This is a genomic window from Streptomyces sp. NBC_00872 (assembly GCF_045161915.1).
Lineage (GTDB): Bacteria > Actinomycetota > Actinomycetes > Streptomycetales > Streptomycetaceae > Streptomyces.
This window is the reverse complement of record NZ_CP108806.1, coordinates 6,054,849-6,070,348: the sequence shown is the minus strand read 5'-3', so window position 1 is coordinate 6,070,348 and position 15,500 is coordinate 6,054,849. Positions and strand designations below refer to the sequence as shown.

Genomic DNA, 15,500 nt, shown 5'->3' with positions numbered 1-15,500 from the left:
GATGTCCAAGATGCCCGAGTCGGCCGATCTGCCGACCTGCCCAGGCTGCGAGGAGCCGCTGGAGCCCGGCGACCGGTTCTGCGGTGCCTGCGGGTACGACCTGTCCGTCGTACCGCCACGCCCGGACGACCAGCCCACCCTTGTGATGAACGGCCTGGGGATCGCGCGGCCCGCCGCCCCCGCGCCCGACGTGGACTGGCCGGCCGCCGCCGGGGCGGACACCTCGGCGGCCCCCGCGCCCGCCCTGCTGCCGGACGAGCTGCCGGGTCTGGACTCGGCGGGCGGCCGACTGCCCGCGCATCCCGGCGACTTCGAGCTTCCCGCGCCCCGGCCCGCCGCTCCGCTCCCCGCTCCGGTCCCGGCTCCGTTCTCGGCCGATCCGCGCACCTCCGCTCCCGCCCCGGCGGCCCCGGCGCCCCCGGCCGGTGCCAAGCTCTGTGTCGCCTGCCGCGCCGGGCGTGTCGACACGGACGGCTACTGCGAGAACTGCGGGCACGCCCAGCCACGCGAACGGGACCATGTGGAGCAGGAGCTGGGCGCGGTGGCCGCCGTCAGCGACCGCGGCCTGCGCCATCACCGTAACGAGGACGCGTTCGCCGTCTCGTCCGCCGCCCTGCCCGACGGCACGCCCGCCGTGGTCGCGGTCGTCTGCGACGGCGTCTCCTCGGCGACCCGTCCCGACGAGGCCTCGGCCGCCGCCGCCGCCTCGGCGAACGAATCCCTGCTGGAGTCGCTGGCACGCGGTACGCATCCGCAGCAGGCGATGCACGACGCGATCGTCGTCGCCGCCGAGGCGGTCGACTCCCTCGCCCCGGTGGCGGCAAGCGCGCTGGACGGCGATCCGCACCGCCATCGCAACGCCCCGGCGTGCACGATCGTCGGCGCCGTGGTCGCGAGCGGACTGCTGGTCATCGGCTGGATCGGCGACAGCAGGGCGTACTGGGTACCGGACGACCGCCAGGCCCCGCCCGCCCGGCTCACCGAGGACGACTCCTGGGCCGCCCAGATGGTCGCGGCGGGGCTGATGAACGAGGCGGAGGCGTACGCGGACGAGCGCGCGCACGCCATCACGGGCTGGCTCGGCGCCGACGCGTACGAACTGGAGCCGCACACCGCGTCCTTCAAACCGGACCGCCCCGGTGTGGTAGTGGTCTGCACGGACGGGCTGTGGAACTACGCGGAGGGCGCCGACGAGATGGCCAGGGCCCTGCCGGCCGACGCGGCGCGACGGCCGCTGCACGCCGCTCAGGTGCTGGTCGGACACGCGCTCGACGGTGGGGGCCACGACAACGTAACAGTGGCGGTGCTGCCGTTCGCCGTCCCACCGCAAGGGGCAGGATCCGCCTACGACCCGGCGTGACCCCCGCCCTGCCCACACGCGCACCGCCCAGGGCCGCCCCACCGGCTCCGTCCGACCGCCCCGCCCCGATCCGGGCCTGAACCGTTTCTCACGTTTTCACTTGTCTCTTTATCTCTTGTCTCTGCTGTGTGGAGCGTCAAGGAGCCGATACAGATGGCGAACTTCTCCAAGTCGACCGTGCCGCAGTTCTCCGTCGACGTGTACCAGAACGAATACCTGCCCGAGGGCGGGCGCGAGGTCAACGCGATCGTCACGGTCACGTCCACGGGAGGCGGCACCACCGGCGGAGTGCCGCTGGCCGGGACCTCGCTCACCCCCGCGGCCCGTCCGGGTCAGGGCCCGAACGCCGCCGTGGTGATCATGGTCGACTCCTCGGGATCCATGGACTACCCGGCGACGAAGATGCGCAACGCGCGCGATGCCACGGCCGCCGCGGTCGACACCCTGCGCGACGGGGTCGCGTTCGCGATCATCGGCGGTACGCATGTCGCGAAGGAGATCTTCCCCGGCGACGGCGGACTGGCGACGGCCGACGCGCGGACCAGAGCGCAGGCCAAGGAGGCGCTGCGCCGGATCAGCGCGGGCGGCGGTACGGCGATCGGCACCTGGCTGCGGCTCGCCGACCGGCTGCTGGCCACGGCCGATGTGCCGATCCGGCACGGCATCCTGCTCACCGACGGCCGCAACGAACATGAGTCCACGGCCGATCTGAAGGCCACGCTGGACGCCTGTGCGGGCCGCTTCACCTGTGACGCCCGGGGTGTCGGTACGGACTGGGAGGTGAAGGAGGTCACCGGTATCGCCTCCGCGCTGCTCGGGACCGCCGATATCGTCGCCGATCCGGCGGGCCTGGCCGCGGACTTCACCCGGATGATGGAGAACGCCATGGGCAAGGAGGTCGCGGATGTGGCGCTGCGGATGTGGACGCCCGTCGGGGTGGAGATCGGCTTCGTCAAGCAGGTGGCGCCCACCGTCGAGGATCTGACCGGGCGGCGCACGCAGGCGGGACCGAGAGCGGGTGACTATCCGACCGGTTCATGGGGTGACGAATCGCGCGATTACCACGTGTGTGTACGGGTTCCCGAGGCCGGTATCGGCCAGGAGATGCTGGCCGCGCGGATCTCGCTGATCCTTCCCGGCACCGGCGGCGGCGCACCCGAGGTGCTGTCGCAGGGGCTGGTACGGGCGGTGTGGACGGATGACATGGCCGCCTCCACCTCCATCAATCCGCAGGTCGCGCACTACACGGGCCAGGCGGAACTGGCGCAGGTCATCCAACAGGGCCTCGACGCCCGCAAGTCGGGCGATTTCGACGGCGCGACCGCGAAGCTGGGACGCGCGGTACAGCTCGCCGCGTCGTCCGGAAACGCCGATACGGCGAAACTGCTTTCGAAGGTGGTGGACGTGGTAGACGCGGCGACAGGTACTGTGCGACTGAAGGCGAGGGTCGCGGACGCCGACGAGATGACACTCGAAACGCGCTCCACCAAGACCGTTCGCGTGAAGAAGTAGGCCGAGCGGCCGGCCGGGGAACAGTCCGGCAGGCCGACGGACAGCAAGAGCAGAAGCACCGCACACGACATACAGCACACGCCATAAGAGCCGTCAGCGGAGTCAACAGCAGAACGGCACAAGAGCCGTCACGGTGAGCACGCGGCCTCCGGGCCGGAAGAGGAGAGGGGGAAGCGCCGACATGCCGACCTGCCCGAACGGACACCAGTCGGGTTCCGAGGACTGGTGCGAGGTCTGCGGCCACCGCATGGCCGGGCCGGGCGCTGCGGCCGGCGCCGTACCGCCGCCTCCTCCCCCGCCGCCGCCCGCGCCCGGTTACGGCTTTCCGCCGCCCGGCGCCGGGGCGACCGCCCAGGCCGAGCTGTGCCCGCAGTGCCGCACCCCGCGCGAGCCGATGGCTCCGTACTGCGAGGAGTGCCGCTGGAACTTCCTGACGAACACGGCGACGTCGTACACCCCGCTGGCGCCGCAGCACTCGGCTCCCGGTGGTCCTGGCGGCGCCGGCGGACGTGGCGCTCCCGGCGGACCGGGCGGTCCCGGCGGCCCGGTGCCCGGTCTGAATCTGCCGCCCGGCTTCCAGGCCCAGCAGGGGCCGCCCAGGCCGACCGACCCGTACGAGTACCAGAGTTCGCGCCCCTCGCAGCTCAACCGGCCCGCGGAGCCGCTGGTGCCCGAGCCGCCCTCGCATCTCTCGCCGCCGCCGCACCTCTCGTCGCTCCCGCATCTCTCGCCGCCGTCGGCGCCCTCCCCGTCCGCCCAGCCGTCACCGCAGGGCCCGCCGCCGCCCCCGTCGTACCAGCAGGGGCCGCCGCCTCCGCCGGTCTTCCAGCAGCAGTCCTCCGCGCCGCCCGCACCGCCCAGGCCCCAGCGGACCGGCGACGACGACTGGATGCTGCCGCCGCCCTCGCACGCGCAGGGTCCCCAGGGCCAGGGCGCCCCGGGCCAGGGGCCGCACAGCCAGAGCCCGCTCGGCCAGGCGCAGCAGCCGGGGAGCCAGCGCTCCGAGCCGGCCGGGCAGTACCAGCCCCCGGCGGGCTGGACGGCGGTCATCGGCCCCGACCGTGAGTACTTCATGGCGATGATGCAGCGCAGCGGCCCCGAGGCCACCGGGCTGAATCTGCCCGCGTACTCCCCGGAGCAGCGGCTCCAGCTCGACGGGAACCAGATCACCATCGGCCGCCGCCGGCACTCCACCGGTGAGTCCCCCGACATCGATCTGTCGGTCCCGCCGGAGGATCCGGGGGTCTCGCACCAGCACGCCGTCCTGGTCCACCAGCAGGACGGAAGCTGGTCCGTGGTCGACCAGAACTCCACCAACGGCACCACGCTCAACGGCGCCGAGGACCCGATACAGCCCTACGTCCCCGTCCCCCTCAAGGACGGCGACCGGGTCCATGTCGGTGCCTGGACGACGATCACTATCCGCCGCGGCTGATCCCGCCGACGCTGAGGGGCCAGACGTACGGCCCCGCCGGGTCGTCCAGCCATGCCCACTGGCGGCCTTCGGCGATGGTGACGCCGAACCGCTCACGTCCGGGGCGGTGCTCGCGCTCCCACAGGGAGAGCGCCTCGTGCGGATCGAGGCTGCCCGCGGTGAGCGCGAGCAGGAAGCGGAAGAGATCGTTCTCGATCGCGCGCCGGGGCAGTCCGCCGAGGGGGCGGTGCATAAGGGCGGTGCCCGGCATGCCGCGCAGCGGAACGAAGAACGCGGCGGTGTGCAGAAAGTGCCCCTCGGCATAGATCCCGCGCGCGCCGTCACCGCCGCCCCGGCCACCACCGCCTCCGTCGCCGCCACTTTCGTTACCGCCGCCCCCGTCGCCGCCGCTCCCGCCGACGGCCTCGCCGTAGGGGCCGCCGTACCCGCCGCCACCGACCCGTAGCGCGATCACCCCCGTGGCGAGCGGGGCCAGGATCCGCGCGCCGGGACGGCACTGCTCCAGCCAGGCCGCCGGCACCGACGGCAGGGTGCAGGTCGCGATGATCCGGTCGAACGGAGCGCGCTCGGGGCAGCCTCGCGCCCCGTCGCCGGTGACGACGGCGGGCCGGTAGCCGGCCGTCGCCAGATGGGTACGGGCGGACTCGGTGATCTCCGGGTCCAGATCCATGGTCGTGACCAGTTTGTCGCCGAGCCGGTGGCAGAGCAGCGCCGCGTTGTAACCGGTGCCCGCGCCGATCTCCAGGACGCGGTCCCCGTCCCTTACGTCCAGCTCCGCCAGCATGCGGGCCATCAGGGACGGCTGGCTGCTGGACGAGAGCTGCTCGCCGTCGCGCACCCGTGTCGCCAGCGGCCCGTCCAGGTACGCGCCGTGCAGCCAGCGCCGCCGCCGCTCCGGATCGCGGTCCCCGCTCCACAGCCGGTCGTAGCCCCCGGGCCGCCCCACGAAGTAGTACGGAACGAAGACATGACGCGGCACCTCCTCGAACGCGGTCCGCCAGACGGGGTCGTCCAGCGCCCCGGTCCGCGCGATCTCCGCGACCAGACCGGCGCGCGCCTCGGCCGCCTCGGGATCGTCGGGACCGTACGCGTCGTCACGGTGTGCGCCCATCCCTCCACTGTCCTGGGTGAGCGCCCAGGAAGCGAGTGGGCCCGCCAGGCGGACGCAAGTACCGCCCGGACGAAGGCACCCCGGCAACACGCCCCCAGGCACCCGGACAACGTGCCCCCGGGGGCGGGGACCTAGGACCGAGGTCCTCGGCCGGTGCGTCTGAGACGATGGACGGGTGAACGAGATTCCGCACGGCACGCTTCAGGAGCAGACCTTCTACGAGCAGGTCGGCGGCGAGGAGACCTTCCGGCGCCTGGTCCGCCGTTTCTACCAGGGGGTGGCGGAGGACCCGCTGCTGCGGCCGATGTACCCGGAGGAGGACCTCGGCCCCGCCGAGGAGCGCTTCACGCTCTTCCTGATGCAGTACTGGGGCGGCCCCCGCACCTACAGCGACAACCGCGGCCATCCCCGGCTGCGGATGCGCCACGCCCCGTTCACGGTCGACAGGGCCGCGCACGACGCCTGGCTGAAGCACATGCGGGTGGCGGTCGACGAGCTGGGCCTGTCCGAGAAGCACGAGCAGGAGCTCTGGAAGTACCTCACCTACGCCGCCGCCTCGATGATCAACTCCGCGGGCTGACCGCCGGGCAGCCCCGGTGGTCAGGCCGGGGTGACGGACAGCGCGCCGAGTCCCGCGCGCCGTAGCGCTATCGAGCCGTAGGGCGTACGGAGCCGGAGCCAGCTTCCCGACTCCAGCAGCGCCACCGGTTCCGGTGACACCGAAGCAGACGCGGAAGCCGAAGCAGACGCCGTCCCGGACCCGGCGTGCGCGGGGGCGTGCGCGGGGCCGGGCACCATCGTGCGGACCGGCCGCAGAAAGCCCAGCGACTGCGCGGCGTGCACGGCCCGCAGCGGAAGCTGGGTGTCGCCGAGGGTCCGGGACCAGATCTCCCGGCCGATCCGGTCACGCTCGGCCCTGGTCCTGCTGCCGGACGGCAACTGCTCGTCGCGGGAACGGAATTCGGCGACCGCGGCCGACAGCGCGCCCCGCATCGCCCCCTCGCCCGGCAGACCGGCCACCTGCCGCCAGCCACCACGCGGTGGCAGCACTCCGGCCCAGGGCGGCCCGGTGACCGCCGCGGGCACGACCGCGTGGCCGGTCTGTTCGTCGATCGCTTCGAGCAGTTCCCCGGCGGAGACGGTGACATCCAGCTCGTACGGGACGGCGAGTCTGGCCGTACGGATCGCCAGCACCTCGAAGGACGCCGGACGGCCGAACACCGCGAGCGCGCCGCCCCCGGCCTGGAGCCGGACGGCGGCGGCGCGGTCGTAGTGGATCAGCCGGCTGAGGAAGGCGCCGAGATCGGCCGCCTCCCGCGCGTCGGCGAACTCCAGTCTCCGCACGGACCGGGGCTGATCGGACTTGGGCTCAGGCATAGGCACGGACGCGGTCATGCCGCGACGGGATCCTTGTCGTCATCCAGATATTTCAGGAGGAAGGACTTCTCCTCCTGGGTGATCCGCCGAGGGCGCCCGGCGGCCAGGTCGTACGGCACGACGACCGTCGAGGCCCGTACATAGACCTCCTCGGCGTCCTCGTCGTCCTTGATCTCGTACGCGATCGTCAGCGACGCGGCGCTTATCTTCGTCACCCACGACTCGACGGTCACCGGCGCGTGCCGGTGGACCAGCGGCCGTTTGTAGTCGATCTCGTGCCGGGCCACGACGGAACCGCCGGAGAAGGACGGGGAGCCGTCCCCCGGCGCCAGCCGGAACATGAAGTCGATACGGGCCTCCTCCAGATAGCGGAGGAAGACCACATTGTTGACATGCCCGAAGGCGTCCATGTCCGACCAGCGCAGAGGACAGGTGTAGAAGTGCCGGGCCATCTCAGCCCCGGGTGAGCTTCTTGTAGGTGGCACGGTGCGGGCGGGCGGCGTCGGCGCCGAGCCGCTCGACCTTGTTCTTCTCGTACGACTCGAAGTTGCCCTCGAACCAGAACCACTTGGATTCGCCCTCGTACGCCAGGATGTGCGTGGCCACGCGGTCGAGGAACCACCGGTCGTGGGAGACGACCACGGCCGCGCCGGGGAACTCCAGCAGCGCGTTCTCCAGCGAGGACAGGGTCTCGACGTCGAGGTCGTTGGTCGGCTCGTCGAGGAGCAGCAGATTGCCGCCCTGCTTGAGGGTCAGCGCCAGATTGAGCCGGTTGCGCTCACCGCCGGAGAGCACCCCGGCCGGCTTCTGCTGGTCCGGGCCCTTGAAACCGAAGGCGGAGACATAGGCGCGCGAGGGCATCTCGACCTGGCCGACGTTGATGTAGTCCAGTTCGTCGGAGACGACCGCCCACAGCGACTTCTTCGGGTCGATGTTCGAGCGGCCCTGGTCGACATAGCTGATCTTGACGGTGTCGCCGACCTTGATGACACCGGAGTCCGGCTCCTCGATGCCCTGGATCATCTTGAACAGCGTGGTCTTGCCCGCGCCGTTCGGTCCGATCACACCGACGATGCCGTTGCGCGGGAGCGAGAACGACAGATCGTCGATCAGGACCTTCTCGCCGAACGACTTGGAGAGATGCTCCACCTCGACGACGACGCCGCCGAGCCGCGGGCCCGGCGGGATCTGGATCTCCTCGAAGTCCAGCTTCCGCATCTTGTCGGCCTCGGCGGCCATCTCCTCGTAACGGGCGAGCCTGGCCTTGGACTTGGCCTGGCGCCCCTTCGCGTTGGACCGGACCCACTCCAGCTCTTCCTTGAGCCGCTTGGCGCGCTTGGCGTCCTTCTGGCCCTCGACCTTCAGACGCGTCTGCTTGGTCTCCAGATAGGTGGAGTAGTTGCCCTCGTAGCCGATGGCACGGCCGCGGTCCAGCTCCAGGATCCAGCCGGCGACATTGTCGAGGAAGTACCGGTCGTGGGTGACGGCTACGACGGTGCCGGGGTACTTGGCGAGGTGCTGCTCCAGCCACTGGACCGACTCGGCGTCCAGATGGTTGGTGGGCTCGTCGAGCAGCAGCAGATCGGGGGCTTCCAGCAGCAGCTTGCAGAGCGCGACACGGCGGCGCTCACCACCGGAGAGATTGGTGACGGGCCAGTCGCCGGGCGGGCAGCCGAGCGCGTCCATGGCCTGTTCGAGCTGGGTGTCCAGGTCCCACGCGTTGGCGTGGTCGAGGTCCTCCTGGAGCTTGCCCATCTCCTCCATGAGCGCGTCGGAGTAGTCCGTCGCCATCGCCTCGGCCACTTCGTTGAAGCGGTTGAGCTTGCCCATGATCTCGGCGGCGCCGTCCTGGACGTTCTGGAGGACGGTCTTGGACTCGTCCAGCGGCGGCTCCTGGAGGAGCATGCCGACGGTGTAGCCCGGGGAGAGGAACGCGTCGCCGTTGGACGGCTGCTCAAGACCGGCCATGATCTTCAGCACGGTGGACTTACCGGCGCCGTTCGGACCCACCACACCGATCTTCGCGCCGGGCAGGAAGCTCAGCGTCACGTCATCGAGGATGACCTTGTCGCCGTGCGCCTTACGCGTCTTGCGCATCGTGTAGATGTACTCAGCCAAGAGAAACCGTCCGGCAATCGAGAAGGGCCAATGTGCGGCTCCGCCGCGTGAGGGCAGATACACCCCATCTTGCCTGACGTCCACCCCCCGATGGAAACCAGTACCGCTCCCCGGACCCTCCGCGCGCCATACCGGCACGGGTACGGGCGTGGCCCCCGGCACGCTGTCGCGTACCGGGGGCCACTGCGTGCGCCGTATCACTCAGCGCCAGGGTGTACTCACGCTCGGGTCACTCCGTGGAGAAGCGGGTCACTCCCCGGGGGTCGAGGCATTCTTCTTGCGGAGGAGGAACACGGCCGCGCCACCGAGGACGACCAGCGCGATCGCGATGCCCGCGATGATCGGGGTGGCGCTGGAGGAGCCGGTCTCCGCCAGATCGCCCGTACCGCTCATGGCGCCCAGGCCGCTGGTGGCGACCCCGCCGGCCGAGGCCGCGCTCGGCTGCGAGGAGGGCTGGTCGGTCACCGGGACGGGGGTGCCGGTGGTCTCGCAGTCCAGGACGCCCGTGAAGTTCTGGGTGAATCCGGCGGGCCCGGTGATGGTGAAGTCGTACGCCTGGTCCTCACCGACCGGCACGGTGACCGTCTCGGTGGCACCCGGCGCGACGGTGTGCTCGGAGCCGTTCAGCTCGAAGGTGAAGGGCGCGTCACCTGTGTTGGCCGCGGTGACATCGACACCGTCCTCCGCGCAGTTCTTCTCCGCCGTCACGGCCGGGATCGCGCCACGCTCGGCCCAGGTCGCCGTCGCCGTCGCGGAGACGGTGGACTCGCTGGACCCGGCCAGGATCTGCGTCTGACTCTTGGTCACACCCGCGAACGCGCGGCCGACCGGCACCGAGGTGGTGGCCTGCACCCCGAGCGAGGCCGCGCCGTCGACGGCGCCGGAGGGCACGTCGAAATACAGCTCCGTGCCGTTGGCGGCGGTGGTGACCGGTGTGCCCTCCTTGTCGGTGATCTTGACGCCGGTGGCGGCGGCATCGGCGGGCGGCGCCACCGTGACACTGTCGGCGTCGGTCCGGACGGTGACAGGCCCGATCTTCTCGCCGGCCTTGCCGGAGACCGCGCCGGGCTCCAGGGTGAGCGAGGCCTTGGGCTCCGCGCTGTCCTGGGCGCTCTTCTCCAGCCAGTCGGCGAGCTTCTCGGCCTCGGTGTCACTGGCGTCGACATCGGCGCCGTCCGAGTAGCGCCAGATCGCGACCTGAGTGCCGGCCGCGGCGGTCTTCTCGGTGAGCGGTCCGGTGCCCGCGGCCTCGGCCAGCGCCGAGAGGTCGTCGATCTGCGGGTAGGAGTGGTCCAGTATCCAGCGGATCTTGCCGGCGTTCTTGTTGGCGCCGAGCGAGGTCTGGTCCCAGGGGGTCTCCAGATACTTCGCCTGCTCCTGAGTCGGGTTGTGGATGTCGATGCAGTAGGTCTTGAGCTTGCCGCCGCCGTCGACGGTCATTTCGAACAGTCCGGCGGGAAGCTGCTGGTCCTTGCCGTTCACATGAAGGACGGCGCCGTCATAGGTCTTCAGACCGTCGAGAGTGGCGGCGGCGCCACCCGGGTGCTGGGAGGTGTCATCGGCGACGGCCGCGCCGGCACCGGCCAGCGAGCCCGCCGCGACCAGACCCGATACGAGAACCGCGGCGGCGAGACGCGCGGCGCCTCGCCTCCGTACGGATGACGCAGATATCGCAGAAAACACAGAATTCCCCTTCGGGCGAGGTCCTGTCGCGTGTGAACGCGTGGGGGGACGCCTCGCCGGCAGACTCAAGTGCCGCGTGAGTACTCGCGAATCCTATGGACGGAGAGAACCGCGAATGCCCACCCATGCACCCAGACAACCGTTCCGAATCGGAATCGTTATCGACACTCCGAAGCAACCACGGAATACGACTGGGTATATCGACAAATCTCCACAACTGCCTCTCAGGCAACAGGGATCGCGACGGCAATGGCATCACGCTCCGAAACCGGCGCCACCACGAGAGCCTCAGGACCCGGCGGAGCGGCCGGATCACGCACCGCCGCCCCCGGCCCGGGAAGCCGCTCCCGTCCCTTCCGCTCCTGCCCGTCCCGCTCCCGCTCATGCCCTTCCCGGACCTGCCGTTCCCATATGGGCGGCCCCTGATCCCGTCCCTGATCCCGTCCCCGGCCCCCGTCCGGATCCCGATCCGGAATCCGGTCCGGAATCCGGTCCGCAATCCGGTCCGGGTCCCGAACCCGCCCCTGGCCTCGGTCTTCACCCTGGCTCTGCGCCATCCCGTCATGACGCTCCGTCAGGGAAGGAGCCGCCCGCCCCGCACGTCTGAACGCGGAGGTCCCGCGCGTCAGATCGTGTCCGACCGCCACCGCGTCGATATCCGCGGAGACTCTGCGCTGTCCGTCCCGGTCGTCCTCCCGCACCCGCAGCCGGCCGTGCACCACGAGGGGCTCACCGACAGACACCGATGCCGCGAGATTCGCTCCCAGAGCCCGCCACGCCCACACCGTGTAGAAGCTCGTCGGCCCGTCCGCCCAGCCGTTCTTCTGCCGGTCCCAGCGGCGCGCGCTCACCGCGAATCGGAAGCGCGCCACCCCGCCCGTGGACGACTCCCGGAATTCCACGCCTGTAGCGACATTCCCCACCACCGTCACCACGGTGTCGTTCATAACGGTCCTCCCGTCCGGCTGCATTGACTGATTCCATGCTGGACCGGACGGAAAGAATGTGCCGACGCCGGTGGATTACCGATCAGTTGTGGAAAACCCCGTCACCCGCCCCCGCTCAGCGGCCCGCCCGGGAGACCGCCACATACTGGTCCCGCACCTCCTGGTAGCGCATCAGCTCCGCCGCGATCGGGTCGAGCACCCGCGCCCGGCCGCACCCCGCCGCCGCCTCGCGCAGTTTCCGCTCGGCGTCCTGCCCGTACCGCCGCGCCGGACCCCGTGCCGCCGCGCCGCAGGCCCACTCCACGAGCGGTCCGCCGATGATCCCGGCCATCATCACCAGCACGGGCGGGATCAGCCCCGGTTCCAGTACGCCGATGATCTGCCCCACCAGCCAGAGCGCGCCAAAGATCTGAAGCAGCGTCATGGTCGCCTGTACCAGTACGGCGGCGGGCCACCAGGCCGGCCGAGGCGGCCGGCCGCTCGGTGTCCCGGCCTTCACCGCCATGTCGTCCAGCGCCTCCGAGAGTCCCCGGGCGCCCCGTGCCGCAGCCTCGCGCACGGAGTGCGCCCATGGCGCGGGCAGCCCCGCGGACGCCTCCTCCGCGACCGTACGCACGGCCTGTTCGACCCGCTGCCGTGCCGTCAGCTCCTCCTCCACGACGGCCGGGGGCCTGGGCCGCGCGTACCCGGGCATCCGCCGGCTCTCGTACCAACGCCACAGTCTCAGCCAGGGCGTCCCGCACGCGCGCCCGGCGTTTCTGAGCCACTCGCGCTCCGCCGCCTCACCCGCCGCCACCGCGCCGACCGCCCAGGCCAGCCGGTCCGCGAACTGCTCGCGCGAGCGTTCACCGAGTCCGGGTCGCCCGTCCGCGACATACGCGGGGCGCAGCCGCCGTGCCGCCGCGTCCACATCGGCCGAGAGCCGCCGCGCCGGCGCGCTCCGCTCCTGTACGAACCGTCCGAGCATGTCCCGCAACTCCCCCACCCCCTGCCCGCCGAGGGCGGAGAGCGCGAGCACGGTGGCGCCGGGTTCCCCGTGTTCGCCGAGGGCCATGCCGTCCTCGTCCAGCAGCCGGCGCAGATCGTCGAGCACCAGGTCGGCGGCCTCGCCGGGGAGCCGGTCGATCTGGTTGAGCACGACGAAGGTGATCTCGGCGTGCCCGGCCAGCGGACGCAGATAGCGCTCGTGCAGGGCCGCGTCCGCGTACTTCTCCGGATCGACGACCCAGATGACCGCGTCCACGAGCGCGAGCACCCGGTCCACCTGTTCACGGTGTTGCACAAGGGCCGAGTCGTGGTCGGGGAGGTCTACGAGGACGAGCCCGCTCAGTTCCTCGTCGCCGTCACCGCCCGCCAGCGGTCTGCGCCGCAGCCGTCCGGGGATGGCGAGCCGGTCGAGCAGTCCGGCCGCGCCGTCCGACCACATGCAGGCGATGGGGGCGGAGGTGGTGGGCCTGCGCAGGCCGGTCTCCGAGATCGGCACTCCGGCCAGGGCGTTGAACAGAGTGGACTTGCCGCTGCCCGTCGCTCCCGCGATGGCGACGACCGTGTGGTACGCGGAGAGCCGCTGGCGGGCGGAGGCCTCCTCCAGGACGTGTCCGGCCTCGGCGAGGAGGGCGCCGTCCAGCCGGGCCCTGGAGAGGCCCACCAGCTCGCCGAGCGCGTCCAGACGTCTGCGCAGGGGGCCGCCGTAGGCACCGCCGATGGGCGTGTGCTCCTCGGCCTCGCCGGGGGCGCCTCCGCCGCCGTCCTGGCCGCCGGTCAGGCCCTGTACGCCGTGGACGCCGCTGTGCGCGCTCTGTACGCCGTGGGCGCCACTGAGGTCGCCCACCCCTTCCAGGCCTTCCAGTTCGGCGTCGAGGTCGCCCTTCTCGGCGGCGCGGCGGGCGATGAATCCATCGTCCCAGCCACCGGACGGCCCCTTGGCGGCGCTCGCCTCGGTGGCGGCGCCGGACACGTCCGCCGCCCCCGCGTTCCCGGCACCCTCGTTGCGTCCGGCGTTCTCGGTGCGTCCGGCGCTCTCGGTGCTTACGGCGCCCCCGGCGTTTCTGCCCTCGGGGCCACCCCGGGATTCGCCCCTGGATTCGCCGGCGTCGTCGGCCTTGTCAGCCCCGTTCGCCCCCTTCACATTGTCCGCACCATTCACAGTATTTGCATTATTTGCGCTATTCACGTTATCCGCGTTATCCGTCTTATCCGTAACAGCGGTCACTTCGGCCACTTCCGTCGTCTCTCCTTCTGGAGTCCACTTCGGTCATCTCTCCTTCTGGAGCAGTGACAGCGCGGCGATCAGCTCGGCCTGCGGCTCCGGGGTCACCTCTAGGGCGTCGAGGGGCGCCAGCCGCCGGTCGCGCTCCGCGTGCAGCACACGGTCGATGTACGTCGTCACCAGCGCACCGCCCCGGTCGCGCAGCCGCAGCGCCCCCCGCGCCCCGATCCGCTCGGCGAGCCGCTCCCCCGCCGCGCGCGCCCGACGGCCGCCCAGCAGGGCCGCCGCGAGCAGCGCCGCCACGGTCTCGGGGTCGGGAGCGGAGGCGCGGTCGAGGTGCCGTACCTCCTCCTCGGCCAGTTCCTCCAGCACACGGCGCCAGCGGCGTACGGCGATCCCGACCCGTTCCGCCCCCTCCCTGTCGGCGGTCGGTACGGGCAGGACCCCGGCGGCGGGTTCGCGCTCCCACGCCTCCGTGACCCGCTCCTCGGCGGAGGCGACGGCGCACTGCAAGAGCGCGCCCAGGCTCTCCGCCAGCGAGTCGAGCAGTTCACGGGCCGAGCTGTCCCGGGGGTAGCCGCGCCAGCGCGTGCGCGCGTCTCCGGCCAGCACGGCGCCGCGCTGGAGCTGCCGGCGCACCCGCTCGCCCTCGGCCGCGTACGCCTCCTCCACGGCGCTCGTGAGCCGTACGGAGGCGGCGTACTGGGCGGCCACCGCCCCGGCCAGCTCCGGCATCCGTACGTTCAGCGAATTGATCACCCCGGCCGCCGTACGCTCCAGCGCCTGCTGCCGGGCCGCCGGATCCTGCACCCGGTGCGCGAGCCAGCCGAGCAGCGGCGCGACGGCGGTGGTGGGCAGCAGCCCCCGCCCGGCGCCGGCCGACTCGGGCAGTTCGGGGATGGTGAACCGGGGTACGTCGCCGAGTCCCGCGCGCTTCATCAGCGCCCCGTACTGCCGTGCCACTTCGTTGATCATCTGATGCGGCACCCGATCGAGGACGGTGACCAGCGACGCGTCGTACTCCTTGGCGGTACGGAGGAGATGCCAGGGCACGGCGTCCGCGTACCGGGAGGCGGTGGTGACCATGACCCAGACGTCGGCGGCGCAGATCAACTCGGCGGCCAGCAGCCGGTTGTCCACCACCAGCGAGTCGATGTCGGGGGCGTCGAGCAGCGCGAGCCCGCGGGGCAGGGAGGAGGCGGTCTCGACGCGCAGCGTGTTCTTCCCCAGGGCGGCCTCCGCGCCCGCTCCCCCGTCCTCCTCCTGCTGCGGCAGCCAGACCCGGGTGAGATGGGGCAGCACCCGCATACCGGCGAACCAGTGGTGGTCCTCGGGGTGACAGACGAGTACGGGGGTACGTGTGGTGGGCCGCAACACCCCTGCTTCGCTGACCCGCCGTCCCACAAGGGAGTTGACGAGTGTGGACTTTCCGGCGCCGGTGGATCCGCCGACGACCGCGAGCAGGGGTGCTTCGGGGTCCCGGAGCCTCGGCAGCAGATAGTCGTCGAGCTGGGCGAGCAGCTCGGCCCGGGTCTGCCGGGCACGCGGCGCACCGGGGAGAGGGAGTGGAAGACGCACGGCAGCGACACAGTCGCGCAGTGCGGAAAGTGCGTCGATCAGCTCGGGCCGTACATCCAAGGTCACCACATGCGAAGAATGCCCAACTTTGGAGCCTTTTTGAAGCGTATAGACATCTCTGCGCGCCGATCACGCATTGGGGACAGACGGGACGAGTGGGGCGCAGGCAT

Annotated in this window: 11 protein-coding genes and 1 pseudogene; 4 read left to right on the top strand and 8 right to left on the bottom strand. The window is 71.5% G+C overall.

Annotated features, from left to right (window positions below):
• Position 1: 1 nt before the first annotated feature.
• From OG214_RS26055 to OG214_RS26045, 3 genes are all read left to right on the top strand, one after another.
• Positions 2–1,360, top strand: a complete 1,359-nt coding sequence (locus OG214_RS26055; protein WP_405986120.1) for a PP2C family serine/threonine-protein phosphatase — start codon at positions 2–4, stop codon at positions 1,358–1,360.
• A gap of 153 nt (positions 1,361–1,513) precedes the next feature.
• Entirely contained in the window at positions 1,514–2,872 is a 1,359-nt protein-coding gene (locus OG214_RS26050; protein WP_405986119.1) for a vWA domain-containing protein, read from the top strand.
• 181 nt (positions 2,873–3,053) lie between these two features.
• Positions 3,054–4,307, top strand: a complete 1,254-nt coding sequence (locus tag OG214_RS26045; RefSeq protein WP_405986118.1) for an FHA domain-containing protein — start codon at positions 3,054–3,056, stop codon at positions 4,305–4,307.
• On the opposite strand, the gene OG214_RS26040 is transcribed toward OG214_RS26045, so the two are convergent.
• Positions 4,291–5,418 carry a methyltransferase domain-containing protein gene (locus OG214_RS26040; RefSeq protein ID WP_405986117.1) on the bottom strand — a complete coding sequence of 376 codons (1,128 nt, stop codon included), beginning with the start codon at positions 5,416–5,418 and terminating at the stop codon, positions 4,291–4,293. The two genes, OG214_RS26045 and OG214_RS26040, sit on opposite strands and share 17 nt — an antisense overlap.
• Positions 5,419–5,593: 175 nt before the next feature.
• Here OG214_RS26040 and OG214_RS26035 point away from each other — a divergent pair, with 175 nt between their 5' ends.
• On the top strand, positions 5,594–5,998 hold the full coding sequence (locus tag OG214_RS26035) for a globin (protein ID WP_363084424.1): 405 nt from the start codon (positions 5,594–5,596) through the stop codon (positions 5,996–5,998).
• A gap of 20 nt (positions 5,999–6,018) precedes the next feature.
• On the opposite strand, the gene OG214_RS26030 is transcribed toward OG214_RS26035, so the two are convergent.
• From OG214_RS26030 to OG214_RS26000, 7 genes and pseudogenes are all read right to left on the bottom strand, one after another.
• Positions 6,019–6,795, bottom strand: coding sequence for a hypothetical protein (locus tag OG214_RS26030; RefSeq protein ID WP_405987618.1), 777 nt, complete (start codon positions 6,793–6,795; stop codon positions 6,019–6,021).
• Between the two features lie 14 nt (positions 6,796–6,809).
• Complete coding sequence (locus OG214_RS26025; protein WP_363084425.1) at positions 6,810–7,247, bottom strand: thioesterase family protein; 438 nt, start codon at positions 7,245–7,247, stop codon at positions 6,810–6,812.
• Position 7,248: 1 nt separating this feature from the next.
• Entirely contained in the window at positions 7,249–8,913 is a 1,665-nt protein-coding gene (gene ettA, locus OG214_RS26020) for an energy-dependent translational throttle protein EttA (protein ID WP_363084426.1), read from the bottom strand.
• A 249-nt stretch (positions 8,914–9,162) separates the two neighbouring features.
• A complete protein-coding gene (locus OG214_RS26015) occupies positions 9,163–10,596 on the bottom strand; it encodes an LAETG motif-containing sortase-dependent surface protein (protein WP_405986116.1) in 1,434 nt (477 codons plus the stop codon).
• Between the two features lie 554 nt (positions 10,597–11,150).
• A pseudogene (locus OG214_RS26010) lies at positions 11,151–11,543 on the bottom strand (single-stranded DNA-binding protein); the annotation flags it as partial.
• Between the two features lie 115 nt (positions 11,544–11,658).
• A complete protein-coding gene (locus tag OG214_RS26005; protein ID WP_405986115.1) occupies positions 11,659–13,671 on the bottom strand; it encodes a YfjP family GTPase in 2,013 nt (670 codons plus the stop codon).
• Positions 13,672–13,797: 126 nt separating this feature from the next.
• Positions 13,798–15,390 carry a dynamin family protein gene (locus OG214_RS26000; protein ID WP_363079830.1) on the bottom strand — a complete coding sequence of 531 codons (1,593 nt, stop codon included), beginning with the start codon at positions 15,388–15,390 and terminating at the stop codon, positions 13,798–13,800.
• Between the last annotated feature and the right edge of the window lie 110 nt (positions 15,391–15,500).

Coding starts and splice junctions, on each gene's coding strand:
- OG214_RS26055 (WP_405986120.1), top strand. CDS start 2: ATGTCCAAGATGCCCGAGTCGGCCGATCTGCCGACCTGCCCAGGCTGC.
- OG214_RS26050 (WP_405986119.1), top strand. CDS start 1,514: ATGGCGAACTTCTCCAAGTCGACCGTGCCGCAGTTCTCCGTCGACGTG.
- OG214_RS26045 (WP_405986118.1), top strand. CDS start 3,054: ATGCCGACCTGCCCGAACGGACACCAGTCGGGTTCCGAGGACTGGTGC.
- OG214_RS26040 (WP_405986117.1), bottom strand. CDS start 5,418: ATGGGCGCACACCGTGACGACGCGTACGGTCCCGACGATCCCGAGGCG.
- OG214_RS26030 (WP_405987618.1), bottom strand. CDS start 6,795: ATGCCTGAGCCCAAGTCCGATCAGCCCCGGTCCGTGCGGAGACTGGAG.
- OG214_RS26025 (WP_363084425.1), bottom strand. CDS start 7,247: ATGGCCCGGCACTTCTACACCTGTCCTCTGCGCTGGTCGGACATGGAC.